This window comes from Pseudochelatococcus sp. B33 (genome assembly GCF_053570585.1).
In genome coordinates this window covers 167,862-185,035 of sequence record NZ_JBSEFH010000007.1, presented here as the reverse complement: position 1 = coordinate 185,035, position 17,174 = coordinate 167,862, and the positions used below count along the sequence as shown (strand labels likewise).

Sequence of the window (17,174 nt, the reverse complement as noted above, 5' to 3'; positions counted from 1 at the left end):
AAGCTCAGGAAGTCGCCCGGGCTCTGCCGAAATCAGTCGGGAAGGACGTCCTCACCTTCCGGCACGTCGACTTCGAACGCATTCATCGTGAAGCTGAGCATGGCGAAATAGCCGTAGGTCGCCGACAGGTCGGCCGTACCCTTGACGCCGAAGCGCGCGATGGCGGCGTCGTAGACATCCTTGTCAACCCGGTGCTTCGGGCTCATCAGCTGGGCGCCGAAGGAGACGACCAACTGCTCGTCGGGCGTCAGGTTCTCCAGCGGCCGGCGGTCCCGGATCGCTTCGATGATACGCTCGGAGACGCCAGCCTCACGCGCCTGCTTGGTCCAGCCCGCCCATTCGAAACGGCAGTTGAACTCGCGCGCGACGGTCATCACCGCGATAGTGCGCAGATCCGCGGGCAGGTCAGATTCGAAGCGGACGTAGGCGCCCACATCACAGACGCGCTTGCCGAGTTCCGGGCTGTAGACCAGCACGGTGAACGGCCCGCCGATATGGCCGCGGCTGCCCATGATGTGGTCATAGGCCGACTGTTCTTCGGTGGAAAGCTTTTCGCGGACGGGGAGTTCGAGACGGGCCATTGTTTGCTCCTTGTCGATGGCTGTTGGGGATAGGAGAAGTTGAAAGGTTCTTTCGAGCGGAGGGCCGTTCCGTCAGCCCGGATTCAGCAGCCGCATGAGGCGACCGATATCCGGCAGGGATTCGAGATCCAGGATCGCGGTGATCGCCCTGTCGGCCCGGTCGGCCGGCAGCGCCACCTCGAACAGTTCACGCGCCTTCGCCGCGACCTCGTCAGTGGACATCGGATTTTCCATTGCACCACGCACGGCGACCACATGGTCGGTCAGCGTGCGGCCGTCGCGGGTGACGAACTCGACAATCCCCTGACGCGGGCTTTCCGCCGACCACAGGCTGGGATTGGCCTTGATCGAGATCCGGCTGCTGATCCGCTCCACCTCCGGCCGGTGCACGCGCGCATCGTCGTGCGCGGCCTGGAACGAGAGCCCGCCGTCGAGAAGGGTGACGGCGAGCAGGTAGCGCAGGTTGAGGCTGCTCATGTGCTGGTCGGACCGGGTGATCCTGTCCTCGCCATGATGGGTGTGGACGATCATCTCGGCGAAGTCGTCGGGCCCGACACCATCCCGGCGGATGATGTTCGCGAGGCAATCAACCGGCGCCTGAATGGGAGATCCGACCGAATATTTCTTGATGTTGGTGGCCATGATCTCGAAGCGCTCGCCGAGCCCGGCGGAAAGCTGCCGGGCATCGGCCTTTTCGGCCCCATAGGAGGGAAGGAAGCCGTTGTAGCCTTCGAGGTCGTCCTCGATGCCGGTGAAGCCGGCCTCCAGCATGGCAGCGGCGGTCATGCCGCTACGGGCCGGCATGCCGCCGAATATGAAGCCTTTCTCGACATGGGATGAATCCATCGGATAGGACGCGAGCCCCGACGCCTGTTGCGCGGCATAGGAGAGCAGATACCGGGATTGCAGCACATTCAGCGGGGACGCCGTGCACGCACCGGCGGCGGCGGCAGCCCCGAATACGCCGCCGACCGCGTGAGAGTCATAGCGGCGGTTCTTTTCGCGCAGGCTGGCGCCGATCGCCCGCATCAGCCGGGCGCCGACGTCGTAGCCGAGCACCACCGCCTTCAACAGGTCGGCGCCGCTCTTGCCGTTCTTCTCCGCCATGGCAAGGGCGGCGGGCACGATCGCACAGCCGGGATGCATGCCTGCCGCAGCATGGGAGTCGTCCGTCTCGTCGGCGTGGGCGAGCATGCCATTCGCCAGTGCCGCGACGGTCCCGTTGCAGAGTCCCCTGAGACCAAGCGCCGTCGCATCGGAACCGGTGCCCTGGAGCCCTGCATATCTGAGAGCCATTTGCCCGACCGGCAAAGTCGTGCCCGATACCATGGCGGCGAGCGTGTCGAGGATATGGAGCTTTCCCCGCATGGTGACGTCGCCAGGCAGGTCGACCGCCCGCGCGCGGACCATGTAGTCAGCCAGCGCCGCTGTGGGCGTCGTCTCGGATATCGTCATTCCGCTTGTTCTCCGTGGCCGTGCTCAATCCACCGGCCGGCGCAGGGTCGGTTCAGTACATGTAGAGGCCGCCGTTGATGGCGATGGTCTGGCCGGTGATGAAGGCGCTGGCGTCCGAGGTCAGGAAGCTGACCAGCGCATAGAATTCGTCGAGGGTCCCCATGCGGCCGACGGGGATCTGCGAGCGTCCGTGGGCGTAGTTCTCGAGCACCTTTTCGACATTGCCGATGGCCGTCCATTCGCCCCGCTCGGTATCGATCTGGCTCGGGGCGATCACGTTGACGGTGATGCCGTCCGCGGCCGTCGAACGGGCGGCGCTTCGGGTGAAGCCGATCAGCCCCGACTTCCCCGTAACCACACCGATCCTGTCCGGAGCGCCGATCAGCGCGGAGATGCCGCTCATGTTGACGACGCGGCCCCACTTCTTCGCCCGCATGCCCGGGACCACTGCCCTGGTGCAGAGGAAGGCGCCATCGAGGATGACGTTCAACGCGAGCTTCCACTCTTCGAACGTCATATCGTCGAACTTCCGCACCACCCGGACCACGGCATTGTTGACCAGGATGTCGATGCCGCCGAATTCCTTCTCGGCGGCATCGATCAGAGCCGCGACCTGATCCGGCCGGGTGACGTCGGCCGCCATGCCAAACGCCTGGCCGCCGGCCGCACGAATCTCCCGGGCCAGGTCCTCGACCGCCTTGCCCGTGCGGGCGCAGATGACGACGCGGTAGCCGTCCGCGGCGTAGCGCTGCGCGAGAAAGCGGCCGATGTTCCTGCTCGCTCCCGTCACCAGAACTGTCCGATCCATGCGATGCGCTCCCTCTCTTCTTTTTGCTGCAACTACACCGACGGCCGACCGACGCCGGCCACCGGAAAATGATCAGGATGCGATGCAGCTCCTGGCAGAAATCACTACGTCCACCGGATCGTCCTGTGCGATCAGACTGTCGGGCGGGAGCTTGGCGGCGATCACACCGTCGCCAGTTTCGCAGTGGCACGCGATATGGTCGCCGGTGAACACGACGCCGCGCACCACGCCGGGGAGGATGTTGTCCGAGTCTTCACCGTCCGGAGCGCCGGAAGCAGCCTTGCCGCGTGCAATGACCCGCACGAGCTCCGGGCGGAACATCACATCCAGACTGCCGCCGACGCCATGTTCCCCGACCACCAGGCAGCGCAGCACCTGACCGCTGCCCGTCTTGACGATGCCGAGGCCGTCGCCCCGGCTCACCAGTTCGCCGCGCAGCAGGTTCGCCGCACCAGCGATCCGGGCGACGCGGCCCGTCACCGGGGTCAGGTAGATCTCCCGTGGCGTGCCGAGCTGCATGATCTTGCCGTCCGACATCACCGCGATGCGGTCCGACATTGACAGCGCCTCGCCCTGGTCATGCGTCACATAGATTGTCGCGATGCCGAGCTTGCTGGTCAGCTCCTTGATCTCGAAGCGCATTTCCTCGCGCAGCTTGGCGTCGAGATTGGAGAGCGGCTCGTCGAGCAGCAGCAGCTTCGGCCGCACGACCAGCGCGCGCGCCAGCGCCACCCGCTGCTGCTGGCCGCCGCTAAGATAGGGAGCGCGCCGGTCGGCCAGATGATCGAGCTGGACCATTTTCAGCGCTTCCATTCCGCGATCGCGGCGCTCGGAGCGGGGGATGCCCCCCTTGTTTCTGGCACCGCCGCGATAAGAAAGGGGAAACGTGACGTTTCCTATTACCGTCATATGCGGCCAGATCGCATAGGATTGGAACACCATGGCGATCGGACGATCGCTGGCTGTGACGAAATGCGATTTCGAGGCGACAACCTGTCCGTCGATCGCGATCTCGCCGTCATCAACCCCTTCAAGCCCCGCGACGCAGCGCAAGGTTGTGCTCTTGCCGCATCCGGACGGGCCGAGCAGGGTGAAGAACTCTCCTTCCCCGATCTCGAACGACACGTCGTCGACCGCGTTGACCCGCCGGCCTTCGGCCTCGAATTTCTTTCTGAGATGAGTAACGGTTAGCGTGCTCACGGTAGATCCTAATTTCCGGTACGCGACATCAGCCGCCGCAGCAGCAGCGTCATGGGCAGAAGCACGAGGACGAGCATGGTCCCGTAGGCGGCTGCTTCACTGAATCTGCCAATCTGCCAAAGGCCCCAGATCTGCGAAGCAAACACCTCGTTGTTCCGGGACGCGAGAATGACAGGGACCGAGAAGGAGCGCATGGAGCTGGCGGCAACCCAGATCCAGCCGGACACCACCGCCGGAATGAGCAGCGGAAACGTGATCCGACGCATGACGGCGAAGGGCTTTGCCCCCGCGACATTGCCTGCATCCTCCAGCTCCTTCTTGACCTGCACGATCGCGCCATTCAGAAGCCGTGTGCCGAAGGCGATGTACTGGGTGGTCAGCGCGATGACGAGCATGCCCACCGTGCCATAGACAGGCAGGATGTTCAGTGGCGGATTGAGGAAGACAAAGATCATCGCGATGGCGATGGTGATGCCCGGGAACGCATATGGCAGGAAGGTCAGCCCGTCGAGCAGGGCGCGGCCCCGCGCCGATCCGCGCACGATGCACCAGGAAACCAGGAATGCCAGCGCCATGGTGACAGTCGCCGTGGCGAGCGTCATGGTCACGGTGTTCCAGGCGACCTTCCAAAGCGCGCGGCCGCTAAAGAGATTGTCGTAGTTCTTGAGAGTGAGCGGCACGTCCACGTTGAGCCCGATCGGGGCATAAAGCGGCCGCACTGACAACCAAACCATCACCGCTATCGGAAGGAATACGGTGATTATGCCGAACAGGGCGACGAGACTAAAAGCGGGATATCGCCAACGTCCGAGGGACACACGCTGGGGGCGGTAGCCCTTGCCGGAGACCGTGGCGAACTGTTCCGAATGCCGGATGATCCGCCGGTATACCACCACCAGCAGCAGCATGATCGCCATGAAAAGGACCGAGTAGACGGCGGCGAGGCCATAGTCGACCGGGATTCGCAACGAGACGCTGAAATAGACCAGGGTGCTCAGCAGGAAGACCCCGCCTGGCAGACCGACGGCGAGGGCCGCTTCGAACTGGTCCATGCTGGAGATAAACGAATACATTGCCGCGGAGAGGATCGCGGGGGTCAGCACCGGCAGCGTCACCCGACAGAGCGTTTGGATCACGTTGGCGCCGCCAACCTTGGCGGCTTCCTCAAGCGAGGGATCGAACAACCGGAACGCCGCTATCAGCATCAGGAAGCTGGTAGTGACGCCGCGCACGCTGTCGAGGAAGATGACGCCCCCCAATCCATAGAGCTGCAGCGGACCCGTGTCGCCCTCGAACAGTCCGAGGTTTTCACGCAGGAAGACGTTGAGCAGGCCGGCTCTCGGCGAGAGTAGCACCGTCCATGACAGCACGAACATGATACTTGGAACGGCGATCGGCAGCAGCATGATAGACCAGGACAGATTGCGGAACGGCATGTCCGTCCGCTCGATCAGCCAGGCGAAGACGATCGCGAAAAAAAGGCTAATCACGGTGCTGACGGCCGCCACGAAAAGTGTGTTCTTGAGTGCCCGATAAGTCTCCTCCGTCTGAAAGACGCGGGCGTAGTTGTCGAGCGTCCAGGCGCCGAGGTTGCCCGGGGTTCCGGTCTTGAGGCTCGACACGACGAGCAGCGCCAGCGGAACCAGCACCAGAAGGAGCAGTATGGCGACCGCCAGGATGAACGGCCAGTTGCGGCGGAGGGTTCGGAGTCTCTCCTGGAGCGAGCGATGCTCCGATCCGCGCATCGCCCCCTGATCGACGCCTGACCCGGTGGTTAGATTCTGCCTGAAACTCATTCGTTTTCGTTCCCTCCCTTCCGGCTTGCCGTCTCGCCCCGGTCTGCTGCCGGAAAGTTCACCGCGCCCGAACGATTTGCCTGGGCACGACGTCTCATGATCATGCGAGGATTATCATGCGAGGATTGTGATGCACCGGCGCAACGCATCTGCACCGCAAAGCGCGATGCTGGTCACTGGACCGCGGGTTGCGGGTATCCCCACGCGCCGAGGGTCAGTTCCGCGGCGCGCTCCGCGTGCTGCGGCACCGCCCAACGGCCTTCCGGCGGCTCGTTCGGCTTGACTTCGGCTGTCGCGAAATATTCGGACTTCCAGCTTCCCTTGATGAAAGGCGAGCCGTAGCCGGGGTTCACGGCGTCGATCGCCTTGGGGTTGGAGGCGGCATAGGCAACGAAGAGAAGGGCGGTATTGGGTGCATTCGGGTGCTTGGAGATCACGGGCGCGACATAACCCGGGGAATTGCTGTGGTCGGTTGGCACCACGAAGTCGAGGATGGATCCTTCGGCAAGCACGCCGCCAGGCGCCGCCTGCGCGAAACCGCGCAGAATGCCGTGGATCTGGACGCCGCAGGCGATCGGACGCTCGCCCTGCATCAGGGCAGTGGTGATTGGCGCGGAACTGCGTGCCCACAGCGGGCGGTTGGCGGCAACGCCCTTGGCCCATTCGATCATGCCTTCATCGCCCAGGAAATGCGGCATCATCGCGAAGCGCGTGCCCGGGCGGACGTCCACGATCAACTGGCCGGCGTATTGCGGTTCGGCGCATTCCTTGAAGCTACGTGGAACCTTGTCCTTGCTGACGAGGGTCTTGTTGAAGACGATCGCGTCGGTCGAACTGCCGATGCCGACGACGCGACCGCCAGGAGCGATGTCGCCCGGATCGATTTGCAGAGGCGTTCCGTCGAACACCGACCAGTCCGGTGCCGCGCCGATCTTCTCATCGGCAATACGCTTCATGAGGTCCTCGCCGACATTCATGATGTCGACATCGTTCCGGTTCGCCTGCCACTCCACGATCACGCGCTCGCGCGGCTCTGTACCATTGCAGTTGGAGATTTCGATCCGGGGGATTTTCGGGAACATCGCCTCGAAGCCGGCGATGAAGGCCTCCCATTCCTCATCGGTGAAAGTCTGGCAGAAGTGAAGGGGCGGCTCCTGCTCGGCCGCGGCCACGATAGAGGCATAATCGGTCTTGAAGCCGGCATCCGCCGGATCGTGTGCGGCCGTATGCGTCGGCTGCTGTGCCTGGGCAATCCCCGCATCGCCCAAGGCGGCGAACAGCGTCAACGCCAACACACCGATCGGTGCCCGTTTCAGGATACTGCTTCCCAACAAATGTGCAGTCATCTGAACCTCCCTGTTATTATTTGAACCGGCGGACATGGAGGCCCTCGCCGGTACGTCTGGCCCGCTCCGGTGGAGTCAGAAGGCATTTCAGATTTTTCGCTACTTAAACGACGTATTCCAATACAATCGCGGCATTATGCGATGCCTGTGCCGGCACCTGCCGATGTTGCTCGCGAGAAGGTATCGGCGGCCCGACACAGTACCCGTTTTAGGCAGACTGGAGCGGCGTCTGCGGGATCTTCATCTTTCTATCAGTCGCGGTCCGGCGCACCGAACGCCCCCTGCTGCTTCAGTTTCTGCATCTCGATGCGGACGACGCGGACCATTTCCCGCGCTGCGGGGGTAAGGGGCCGATCGATGCGCCAAGCGAGGATCCGACCCAGCTTCCACTCGCGCACGCGCGACAACGTCAGCAGCCCGGCCTCATAGTCGCGATAGACGGCGGAATGCGGCAGCAGAGCATACCCGAGTCCGGCCCTCACCAGGTCTTTCTGGATCTGCACGCCTTCGGCCTCGGCCACGATCGTCGGCTGCCGTCCGGCCTTGGACACCGTCGCATCGAGCCAAGCCCGTACCGCACTCGGCGGCTTGGCAAGGATCAGCGGCCGAGCGAACAACTCATCGGACAAACAGCCGGTCTGCAGCGTCGGATCCTCCGGCGGGCCGACCAGATAAACAGGCTCGCTGACAAACTTATGCGATCCCAGATTGCCGCCGGCGAGCAGGCCGGTATCCGGCAGGATTGCTAGATCGATCTCTCCGGCCTGCAACCATTTCCACAGATGGCCGACACCCTCGAAGAAACGAAGGCCAACCTGAGGGTACTGGCCGAGATAGCTCTTGGCGACGTTGCTGAATAGGATTTGCGCGATGGAGGCCGGGGCGCCAAAGCCGACAATACCGGTAGGCACCGTTCCCTCGGCGATCACATCCGCCTTGGCTTGCTCGATCTGGCGCAAGATGAACCTGGCGCGGTCCAACAGGGTCGTTCCCGCATTGGTGAGGGTGATCGTCCGCCCACCGCGATTGAGCAGTTCGACGCCCAGTTCGTCCTCGAGCTTCTTGATCTGCCGCGTCAGGGCTGGCTGGGCTATCCGCAGTTCTTCCGATGCACGACGGAAGCTGCCGAGGTCTGCGATCGTCGCGAAATATTCAAGCTGCTTGCCGTTCAAGCCCACCTCCGCCATGAGACCCTGAGCCGGACGGCCGATCCGGCCGCAGTCCCAAAGCGTCGCCCGCGATGCCGCCCGACGCCAAACGAGGCGCAAAGGCCTGTTTATTGTAGTCCTCGGCTGCAAAATGGGGAAGCAATTCGACGAAACGGGAGAAAATCATTCCGCCGCCGGAGAGGCATCCCAGACACAGGGGAGTCCGGACGGAAAAGACCAGAAGGCCGGGATCAGGTGGCTCCCAGCCATCTCGTTTGACACACCATTCGCCAGCGTGGTGGTCGAGCCTTGGTGCTATTTCTCCGGGACGATCGGAAGAAGGAGAAAGGGTTGCCCTGTGGGACCGAAATGCAATGTGTTCGGTCCGCCGAAAATGGCAGGAGGGCGATCGTCCGGATCGTCGTGGACGAAGGGGCCGCAGCCTGTCATCGGATTCTTCATGTTCGAAAGCTGCGTCGGCGCGCCAGACCATTGATAGTCGCGACTGCGCACGTTGAGACCGACCCGGTAGCCCTTTGGCACCACGATGCAGGTCGGCAGGATCTCGATGTCGAGTTCGACCGGCTCGCCCGGCCGCAGCGGCCATAGTTCATCATGCGGATGATAGGGCCGATAAGGGGTCGATCGGACTGGATCGACTTTCCTGTGCGAGGCCCGCAGCCACCCCTGCCCAATTGGGGTATGCGGGTCCAGCGCACCATGGAAGACCACTTCCTCGCCGGCGGGATCGAACACCTTCAGCACCAGGAAGACGTCGGCATCAGTGGTGGCCGATGACAGGAACAGCTTCGCGGCGGAGGGCCCAGTAATTTCGGTATCCTCTTCGAACGGTTTTGTCAGGAAGGTCACGCCTTCGCCCATGGGATCGTACTCGATAGCAGCCTCGGCCCGAACGGGTTCGCGTGTCAGCGCCTTGGTCTCAGCATCAAGGTAGAATCTGGTCCATTGCGTCCGGGCGAGCGGCCACTCGTTCTCGGCGCGTACGGGAAAGCGTGTCTGCCCCGGGCGGCGGATCTGCAACTGCACCTTGGGTTGTTTGTCCCAGCCGGTCTCCTCGCCTTTCAGGAAATAGCCGAGGAACCGCTTCTGCAGGTCAACGCCGTAGTCGGTATAGTATTCGACCCAGTGCGGGCCGCCGTGCATTTCCAGCCATTTCTGCTTCGATGCAGCGCCGAGATAGCCTTCGATATTGCCGCGGAGATGCAGACCCTGGCCGCCCCAGTTGCCCGCGCTGAACAGCGGCACCACGATCTTGCTCAGGTCGCCAGCCTGCGACCAGTAGTACTCGCCATCAAGATTGTGGTGCAACAGGTCCGCCGGCATGTCGGCGCGGTTGCGAGCCAGTTCCTCGTCCGTCAGGGTATCCGGGCCGCAGACCAGTTCGCCGGTGACCGCGCTTCTTGGCCCGCGTTCGCCAAGCCCATGTTGCACCGTCTTCACCTGCATGTCCTGCCAGTTCTTGCGGAACACAGACAGGATGCCGCCATGATGCGTCGCGTCGCGGTAGTTGTCAGCGAAGCCTTCCCAGACGCAGATTGCCGCGAGGTGCGGCGGCTGCATCGCGGCTACGCGCCATTGATTGGCCGCATAATAGGAAATTCCGCTCAGCCCCACCTTGCCGGAGCACCATGGCTGGGCCGCAGCCCATTCGATGCAGATATAGAAGTCACGGGTTTCGCGGAGACTGTGGACCTCCAGGAACCCTTCGGAGCGACCCGCGCCGCGGCTGTCGACCCGGACACAGACATAGCCGTCCGGAACCCATTTTTCCGGATCAGGCGTTTCCCAGTTCTGGTACTTGTTGGAACTGCCTGCGACAGCGTCAGGATAGTCATTTTCCATGACACTCCAGGCCGTCTTGTATCCTTCCTGGAACGAGAGCCCCTTTCCATAAGGGCCATAAGTCAGGATTGCGGGATAGCGGCCGTCTGCGATGGGGCGGAAGACATCTGCCCGGAGAACGACGCCGTCCTCCATGGTGATCATCACGTCCCAGTCGATCCTCATGCCATCCCTGACTTCGCTTTTCTCTGTCACATTGCGTCTCCTCTGTGACACGATTCCTGGATCCGTGATCAGTTCATTGCCGAACACAGGTTATTTGCGGTGGAAGCGGCTTGCAGTGCTCCCGGGATGGGCTCGCGGTCCATGCTCTTCCATGGCGTGAGGTCCATGGTTCTGCTGGCAGCCTTCATGCAGAATTGGGACGCACTTCAGATTTCCCGCTCGGATTTTCGCTACTTAAGAGAAGAAGCGCCGGGCATTCCAATACAATCGCGGCATTATGCGATAGCGGCTCCGACCTGCGGGGGCTGTGATTCTGAGCCACGCGGCGCGATCGAGCATGGGCTTGGCCGCGCGGGTGTTTGATCCCGGGATCTGACGGTGCGGTCTTTTCGCAGAGATGGAAGGAGGCGCTATCCGAAGAACGCGGGCGCCGAATTCATCGAGATCGCCAATTCCAGCCGCTGTCTCGACCAGGCCACCCGCTTCGGTGCCATCGTCGGCATGACCTTCCCAGTCTTCTGGCTGGCGCTGATGATGTCGCGCTATTTCGGGGTGGAATTGGGTTGGCTCCCGGTCAGCGGCTACGACGGCGAAGGGTTTTTTCGGCTACCTGCACCACCTCTTCCTGCCTCCCGTCAGCACCGCCGCACGTCTCGCCGTTCGATCCGAGCGCGATCGATTTCGAGGCGCTGCTCGTCGCGCCTTCCGCCCAGCACCCCTTCGCCACGCGATCATCTCGGCCGCGACGTCTTCAACCGCACGATCCACGCGATCTGCATCAACCTGTGGATGGGCGTCGCAAGCGTTGCCGCACCGCTGGTATTGGGCACCCTTGCGGGCGAAGTGCCCGGCATCGAAGGTGCGCGACGTCGACAGCGAGGGGATGCTGATCCAGGTCAAGCGGGGCAAAGGCGGGCCGTACCGCGACGCCATGCGATCGGACTGCATCTTCTACCGTAAGGTACCCGGCGCGAGACAGACCAAGAAACGGCAGCCCCGTGTCACCCTCCCGGACCGTCTGCTCGTGCATCTGCGGCGGTGGGAACGATGGGCATATCCAAGCGGCATGTCGTGGAATGGAACGGGCAACCAGTCACGCGAATCAACAAGGCGTTCCACGCGGCAGCCGGCTTCAGCCCAGATGTTGTGCCCCACACCCTGAGACATACCGCCGCAACGTGGATCCCCCAAAACGGCGCATCTATCTCCGAGGGTGCGGATTCGGCGGCATGTCAGTGGAGACGCGGGATCGGATTTACCGGCACCATTCGCCCAACCACCAGAAAGGTGCACCGGCCGCAATATCAGCACGGCACCGAAACCGTCAGGTCCGCGGAGTGAGGGATAACCGGACTGTGATAAGATGTTGGTTTTAATGGTCGGAGCGAGAGGATTCGAACCTCCGACCCCCTCGTCCCGAACGAGGTGCGCTACCAGACTGCGCTACGCTCCGACACTCCAGCCGCCTGCCACAACCAATCGTCGCCGGCACCCGACAGAGTTTGCCTTATAACGCCCGGATTTCGGCTCCGCAAGCGTCTGCGGGAAAATTATTCAAAGACCGGTGGACGGTCGAAATCCCTTGTATAAAGCCGAAGGCCCGCACGGTAAAACCGTGCGGGCCTTCGAGAAAACAGGGCAGTCCGGCGTTGCATGAATGCGCCGAACCGCGGCCCGATGTCGTCAGTTGCAGCGCTGGTAGCGGCGGCCCCTGTACCAGTATTCCTCGCAACGCGGCGCCGTCGCCGCGCCGACGATCGCGCCGCCCGCGGCGCCGATCGCACCGCCGGCGAGAGCGCCGGAGGCCCTGCCCGAAGCAAGACCGCCGACGAGCGCACCACCGGCGCCACCGATCAGCGCGCCGCCCACGGCCCTGTCCGTCGGGTTGCTCGTGTTACAGGCAACCAGGCCAGCGGCCATCAGCGAAACAATCGAAAGTTTGAGCAAAGTCTTGCGCATCATCATGCCTCCTCACCTCAATCCCTGCGCCACTCCAATCCCAGCACCATTCTCGGGATCGCGGCGGGGCCACACGTGGCCTCTCATACAGCAAGTCCGCGATTCTCGCGACGCCAATCGTCCGACATCCGAACCTGCCCCCGAACAGAAAGGCGGCAGGACACGCCGACAGGCGCAAACCGCTCTCCTGTTCGCCTCCACCGGACCGGCCCATCCCGAAAGCGAAGCGTCCGGGACCGCGCCGACGCTCACGCCGCGCCCGACGCGGAGCGCGAGGCGGAAGCGGGCTGCTGGGCCGGCGTGCTCGTGCCCCCGGAAGCAGCGGCACGGTAACGCTTGGACAGCAAGGTGACGTCCTGCCCGACACTGTCGAGCAGATCGACGAGCCAGACCTGCTCCTTGCCCACCGACTCGGTCACGCTCTGGCGGATGATCTCCAGCTTGGCGGCGACCTCGTATTCGTTGCGCGCCGCCAGACCGCCGACTGCCCGCTCGATCGATTTCAGCTCGCGCAGCAGTTCCTCGCGCAGAGAACGCTGATCCTCGGCGTTGATCAGCGGCGAATCGAGCATGCCGCGCAGCGCCGCCCAGCGTAAACCGAAAGACGATACCGTGTTCTGCTGGTCATGCTCGGCGTGCGATGTAAGAGAAGTCATTCTGATGCTCCGAATTCGTTGCGGCCAGTCGTCCGATCCGGTTCGCTCCCGCCATCGCCGCGCCATCCGGGCGAACCCTCGCGGCGACAATGAGGTTCGGGGCGCAAACCGCCCGGATGGTTGCAGGCACGGACCGGTGTGAAGGCCCGCCAGGACTCGTTTCGACAAGAAGACATGCTTCCAAAAAAGAACGTCAACTCAATGCTCTACCGTTATCCAGGCTGCACCTCGCCATCCGCGCCGATATGAAATCGACGGTTTGAAGCGTCGATCGGAATACCGCCATACATCCGGCGAAATAGACAGCCTGCGATATTATTCGATACCGCACCGGTTAACCTAATGAAACGCTCCCCGGATTAAAGCATCTTACCCACAACGATCGAATCATATCCCCATGAATCTTGTTCCATCAACCAGGCGAAACGTCATCAACGTGACATGCCCGCCATGGACACGCTCCGGCATCAGGCCGAAAGCCGCCGGAACGGACAATATCCCCCGCCGCGGGGCAGCCGCTCTGGCAGGGGGATAATTCACGGGCCGGGAGCTTGGTTCCATCGAAGCGGCTGTCACCATTGGCGCAAATGTCAGGTTTACTGAAGCGTCAGGCTTCCTTGAAGCGATAGCCCACGCCGTAGAGCGTCTCGATCATGTCGAAGCTGTCGTCCACCGCCTTGAACTTCTTGCGCAGCCGCTTGATGTGGCTGTCGATGGTGCGGTCGTCGACATAGATCTGGTCGTCATAGGCGGCGTCCATCAGCGCATTGCGGCTCTTCACCACGCCAGGCCGCATGGCCAGCGCCTGCAGGATGAGAAACTCCGTCACCGTCAGGGTCACGGGCTCGTTGCGCCATGTGCTGGTGTGGCGCTCCGGATCCATCTTCAGCAGGCCGCGCTCCAGCACGCGCGACGTGTCGGCCTCGCGCGGGACGGCCTGATCGCGTGGCGCGGAGCGGCGCAGCACGGCACGCACGCGCTCCACCAGCAGGCGCTGGGAAAACGGTTTGCGGATGAAATCGTCGGCGCCCATCTTGAGCCCGAACAGCTCGTCGATCTCCTCGTCCTTCGAGGTCAGGAAGATCACCGGCAGATCGGACTTCTGCCGCAGGCGGCGCAGCAGCTCCATGCCGTCCATGCGCGGCATCTTGATATCGAAAATGGCGACGTCCGGCGGATCGTTGGCCAATCCTTCGAGCGCCGCCGCGCCATCGGTATAAGTCTGGATACGGTATCCTTCCGCCTCCAGCGCGATGGATACAGATGTCAGGATGTTGCGGTCGTCATCTACAAGGGCGATGGTTGGCATACGATGTCGCTCTCCTCGAAACGGGCTTGTATTTTTTGCGACCAAGCAAGGTCAAATTGTGGCATCACGACCACTTGCACACCCGTTAATTCGCTCCGGCCGCGCCGGCGAAGCAGCTTCGGCTTCCGTACGCCAGGGCATTCCTACGTTTCATCGAACCGCTCACCCTGTTTCGCGTCCATGCGCCCGGCGCATTCACGCACAGAAAAAGGGACATGCACTTTTTCCGAAAACGCTCTATCCTTTACTTAGTCGCATATCGCCGGCTCACTGGGATACGGCCTCCCCGATCAGGCACTTAAGGGTACACCGTTGCCGAACAGGATACAATCGATCGCGCCCGACCCGACACCTGCGACCGCGCCGCAGGCGCCCGGCCTGTCCGGCAGCGACACCTTCGATCCTCTCTTCTGCACGAGACAGCTTTTGCGAGGCTTGCGTTTCGGCTCGCTCGCCACGCTGCGCGAGGACGGCGCACCCTTCGCCTCGCTGGTCAATGTCGCATCGGGCCTCGACGGCACGCCGGTGACGCTGATCTCCCGGCTCGCTGTGCACACGCAGAACATCGCCCGCGATACGCGGGTGTCGCTGCTGCTCGCCCATCCCGTCGGCGCCGACAGCGCGGACGATCCGGCCAACCACCCGCGCATCAGCCTGACCGGACGGGCGCAAGTCACCGCCGATCCGGACGACCGGCGCCGCTTCCTCGCCCGCCACCCGCACGCGGCCGCCTATGCCGATTTCGCGGATTTCGCGTTTTACCGCCTGACGCCGGAACACATCCACCTCGTCGCGGGTTTTGGACGCATCACCGGTCTGTCGCCGGCAGAGGTGCTGAGCGAACCGGGCGTCGCCGCGCAACTGGCGCCGATCGAGGCCGGGGCGGTGGCGCATATGAACGAGGATCACGCCGATGCGCTCGGCCTTTACGCCACCGTGCTGGCGGGGGCGCCGCCCGGCCCATGGCGCGCCACGGGGCTCGACGCGGAGGGCATCGACCTCTTCGACGGCGCGCACGCCGCCCGCGTCTGGTACCCGCAGCCGCTCACCGAAGCCGGCCAGTTGCGCCCGGCGCTGGTGGCGCTCGCGCGCGAAGCCCGCGAGCGGGATGCGTCCGGCGCATAGACGGTATGGCCGACGTCAAGCCAATCGCGAATTGCAAAGTGTCGTCACATCAGTAACTACTGTAGCCAACCGGTCACACTCACAATGCCGGAACGGACGACCTCGCGCGATTGCACGATCAGGGAGAGCATGCCGTGGAGAACATTGGTGTATTCAACAGCGCCGCAGGCGCGCAGACATTGGGCCCGGACGGACTGCCGGGCTTCACCGGCCTCAAACGCGTCTACTGGAACTTCGAAGCACCGGTGCTGAGTGAGGAAGCGGTGCGACGCGGCGAGGCCACGTTCGCGGCCGGCGGCGCGCTTCTCGCCGATACCGGCGTGCACACCGGCCGCAGCCCCCGGGACAAGTTCGTCGTCCGCGACGCGCTCACCGACGGCACGGTGTGGTGGGACAACAACCGCGCCATCAGCCGCGAGAATTTCGATACCCTGCTGCAGGACTTCCTCGCCCACGCGCAGGGCGGGGAACTGTTCGCCCAGGACCTCTACGCCGGCGCGGACCCGGCCTACCGCGTGCGCACGCGCGTCTACACCGAATACGCCTGGCACTCGCAGTTCATCCGCAATCTCCTGATCCGGCCCGACAAGCGCGAGCTGGCCGCGTTCTCGCCCGAGCTGACGATCATCGACCTGCCCTCCTTCCAGGCCGATCCGGCGCGCCACGGCGTGCGCAGCCCGACCGTGATCGCCTGCGACTTCACCCGCCGCATCGTGCTTATCGGCGGCACGTCCTATGCGGGCGAGATGAAGAAATCCGTCTTCACCTACCTGAACTTCGTGCTGCCCGACCAGGGCGTCATGCCGATGCACTGCTCGGCCAATGTCGGCGACGCCGGCGACGCCGCCGTGTTCTTCGGCCTGTCGGGCACCGGCAAGACCACGCTGTCCGCCGATCCGGTGCGTACGCTGATCGGCGACGACGAGCACGGCTGGTCTCCGGAAGGCATCTTCAACTTCGAGGGCGGCTGCTACGCCAAGACCATCCGCCTGTCGCGCGAGGCCGAGCCCGAGATCTTCGCCACCACCGAGCGCTTCGGCACCGTGCTGGAGAATGTGGTCGTCGACGACACCACCCGCGTGCCCGATTTCGACGACGCCTCGCGGACCGAGAACACGCGCTGCGCCTATCCACTCGACTTCATCTCCAACGCCAGCGCCACCGGCCGGGCGGGCGTGCCCAAGAACATCATCATGCTGACCTGCGACGCCTTCGGCGTGCTGCCGCCGATCGCCAAGCTCACGCCATCGCAGGCGATGTACCACTTCCTGTCGGGCTACACGGCGAAGGTGGCGGGTACCGAAAAGGGCGTTACCGACCCCGAAGCCACGTTCTCCACCTGCTTCGGCGCGCCCTTCATGCCGCGCCATCCGTCCGCCTACGGCAACCTGCTGCGTGACCTCATCGCCCGCCACGGCGTGGATTGCTGGCTCGTCAACACGGGCTGGACAGGCGGCAAGTACGGCGTCGGCCGGCGCATGCCCATCCGCGTCACGCGCCGGCTGCTGACGGCGGCCCTCGACGGCTCGCTGAACCGGGCCGACTACCGGCTCGATCCCTATTTCGGCTTCGCAGTGCCGACCTCCGTGCCCGGCGTCGAGCCGCACCTCCTCTACCCGGTCAAGACATGGGCCAGCAAGGCCGAGTTCGCGCAGACGGCGGCGCGCCTCGTCGCCATGTTCCGCGAGAACTTCGCCGCGTTCGAGGCCCATGTCGACCCCGACGTCAGCGCCGCCGGGCCGCGTTCGCAGCTCGCGGCGTAG

At 63.7% G+C, this 17,174-nt stretch carries 14 protein-coding genes and 1 tRNA gene; 3 read left to right on the top strand and 12 right to left on the bottom strand.

Going from position 1 to position 17,174, the window contains the following annotated elements; genetic code table 11:
- Positions 1-32: 32 nt before the first annotated feature.
- The 8 genes from ACUSIJ_RS09805 to ACUSIJ_RS09770 all read right to left on the bottom strand — a co-directional run bounded on the left by ACUSIJ_RS09805 (position 33) and on the right by ACUSIJ_RS09770 (position 10,392).
- On the bottom strand, positions 33-581 hold the full coding sequence (locus ACUSIJ_RS09805) for a carboxymuconolactone decarboxylase family protein (protein ID WP_449308202.1): 549 nt from the start codon (positions 579-581) through the stop codon (positions 33-35).
- A 72-nt stretch (positions 582-653) separates the two neighbouring features.
- Positions 654-2,036 carry an MmgE/PrpD family protein gene (locus tag ACUSIJ_RS09800; protein ID WP_449308201.1) on the bottom strand — a complete coding sequence of 461 codons (1,383 nt, stop codon included), beginning with the start codon at positions 2,034-2,036 and terminating at the stop codon, positions 654-656.
- A gap of 52 nt (positions 2,037-2,088) precedes the next feature.
- Positions 2,089-2,844, bottom strand: coding sequence for an SDR family NAD(P)-dependent oxidoreductase (locus ACUSIJ_RS09795; protein WP_449308200.1), 756 nt, complete (start codon positions 2,842-2,844; stop codon positions 2,089-2,091).
- A gap of 72 nt (positions 2,845-2,916) precedes the next feature.
- Complete coding sequence (locus ACUSIJ_RS09790) at positions 2,917-4,044, bottom strand: ABC transporter ATP-binding protein (RefSeq protein WP_449308199.1); 1,128 nt, start codon at positions 4,042-4,044, stop codon at positions 2,917-2,919.
- Between the two features lie 8 nt (positions 4,045-4,052).
- Positions 4,053-5,840, bottom strand: coding sequence for an ABC transporter permease (locus ACUSIJ_RS09785; RefSeq protein WP_449308198.1), 1,788 nt, complete (start codon positions 5,838-5,840; stop codon positions 4,053-4,055).
- A gap of 173 nt (positions 5,841-6,013) precedes the next feature.
- Positions 6,014-7,186 carry a hypothetical protein gene (locus tag ACUSIJ_RS09780; RefSeq protein WP_449308197.1) on the bottom strand — a complete coding sequence of 391 codons (1,173 nt, stop codon included), beginning with the start codon at positions 7,184-7,186 and terminating at the stop codon, positions 6,014-6,016.
- 251 nt (positions 7,187-7,437) lie between these two features.
- A complete protein-coding gene (locus tag ACUSIJ_RS09775; RefSeq protein ID WP_449308196.1) occupies positions 7,438-8,358 on the bottom strand; it encodes a LysR family transcriptional regulator in 921 nt (306 codons plus the stop codon).
- 291 nt (positions 8,359-8,649) lie between these two features.
- Positions 8,650-10,392 (bottom strand): CocE/NonD family hydrolase, encoded by a 1,743-nt coding sequence (locus ACUSIJ_RS09770; protein ID WP_449308195.1) that lies wholly within the window; start codon positions 10,390-10,392, stop codon positions 8,650-8,652.
- Between the two features lie 348 nt (positions 10,393-10,740).
- Between ACUSIJ_RS09770 and ACUSIJ_RS09765 the strand changes: the two genes are divergently transcribed.
- Complete coding sequence (locus tag ACUSIJ_RS09765) at positions 10,741-11,322, top strand: hypothetical protein (RefSeq protein ID WP_449308194.1); 582 nt, start codon at positions 10,741-10,743, stop codon at positions 11,320-11,322.
- A gap of 416 nt (positions 11,323-11,738) precedes the next feature.
- Here ACUSIJ_RS09765 and ACUSIJ_RS09760 read toward each other — a convergent pair.
- From ACUSIJ_RS09760 to ACUSIJ_RS09745, 4 genes are all read right to left on the bottom strand, one after another.
- Positions 11,739-11,815 (bottom strand) — tRNA-Pro (locus ACUSIJ_RS09760).
- Between the two features lie 230 nt (positions 11,816-12,045).
- Positions 12,046-12,327 (bottom strand): hypothetical protein, encoded by a 282-nt coding sequence (locus tag ACUSIJ_RS09755; protein WP_449308193.1) that lies wholly within the window; start codon positions 12,325-12,327, stop codon positions 12,046-12,048.
- A gap of 242 nt (positions 12,328-12,569) precedes the next feature.
- Positions 12,570-12,977, bottom strand: a complete 408-nt coding sequence (locus ACUSIJ_RS09750; protein WP_449308192.1) for a hypothetical protein — start codon at positions 12,975-12,977, stop codon at positions 12,570-12,572.
- 607 nt (positions 12,978-13,584) lie between these two features.
- Positions 13,585-14,286, bottom strand: a complete 702-nt coding sequence (locus tag ACUSIJ_RS09745; protein ID WP_449308191.1) for a response regulator — start codon at positions 14,284-14,286, stop codon at positions 13,585-13,587.
- A 312-nt stretch (positions 14,287-14,598) separates the two neighbouring features.
- On the opposite strand from ACUSIJ_RS09745, the gene ACUSIJ_RS09740 reads away from it, so the two are divergent.
- Together ACUSIJ_RS09740 and ACUSIJ_RS09735 are read left to right on the top strand one after the other, a co-directional pair.
- The gene (locus tag ACUSIJ_RS09740; RefSeq protein WP_449308190.1) at positions 14,599-15,411 is read left to right on the top strand and encodes a HugZ family pyridoxamine 5'-phosphate oxidase; all 813 of its coding nucleotides are present in this window, start codon (positions 14,599-14,601) and stop codon (positions 15,409-15,411) included.
- Between the two features lie 134 nt (positions 15,412-15,545).
- Positions 15,546-17,174: a phosphoenolpyruvate carboxykinase gene (locus ACUSIJ_RS09735; protein WP_449308189.1), complete on the top strand. Its 1,629-nt coding sequence runs from the start codon at positions 15,546-15,548 to the stop codon at positions 17,172-17,174.

Coding starts and splice junctions, on each gene's coding strand:
- ACUSIJ_RS09755 (WP_449308193.1), bottom strand. CDS start 12,327: ATGATGATGCGCAAGACTTTGCTCAAACTTTCGATTGTTTCGCTGATG.
- ACUSIJ_RS09805 (WP_449308202.1), bottom strand. CDS start 581: ATGGCCCGTCTCGAACTCCCCGTCCGCGAAAAGCTTTCCACCGAAGAA.
- ACUSIJ_RS09795 (WP_449308200.1), bottom strand. CDS start 2,844: ATGGATCGGACAGTTCTGGTGACGGGAGCGAGCAGGAACATCGGCCGC.
- ACUSIJ_RS09750 (WP_449308192.1), bottom strand. CDS start 12,977: ATGACTTCTCTTACATCGCACGCCGAGCATGACCAGCAGAACACGGTA.
- ACUSIJ_RS09780 (WP_449308197.1), bottom strand. CDS start 7,186: ATGACTGCACATTTGTTGGGAAGCAGTATCCTGAAACGGGCACCGATC.
- ACUSIJ_RS09800 (WP_449308201.1), bottom strand. CDS start 2,036: ATGACGATATCCGAGACGACGCCCACAGCGGCGCTGGCTGACTACATG.
- ACUSIJ_RS09745 (WP_449308191.1), bottom strand. CDS start 14,286: ATGCCAACCATCGCCCTTGTAGATGACGACCGCAACATCCTGACATCT.
- ACUSIJ_RS09785 (WP_449308198.1), bottom strand. CDS start 5,840: ATGAGTTTCAGGCAGAATCTAACCACCGGGTCAGGCGTCGATCAGGGG.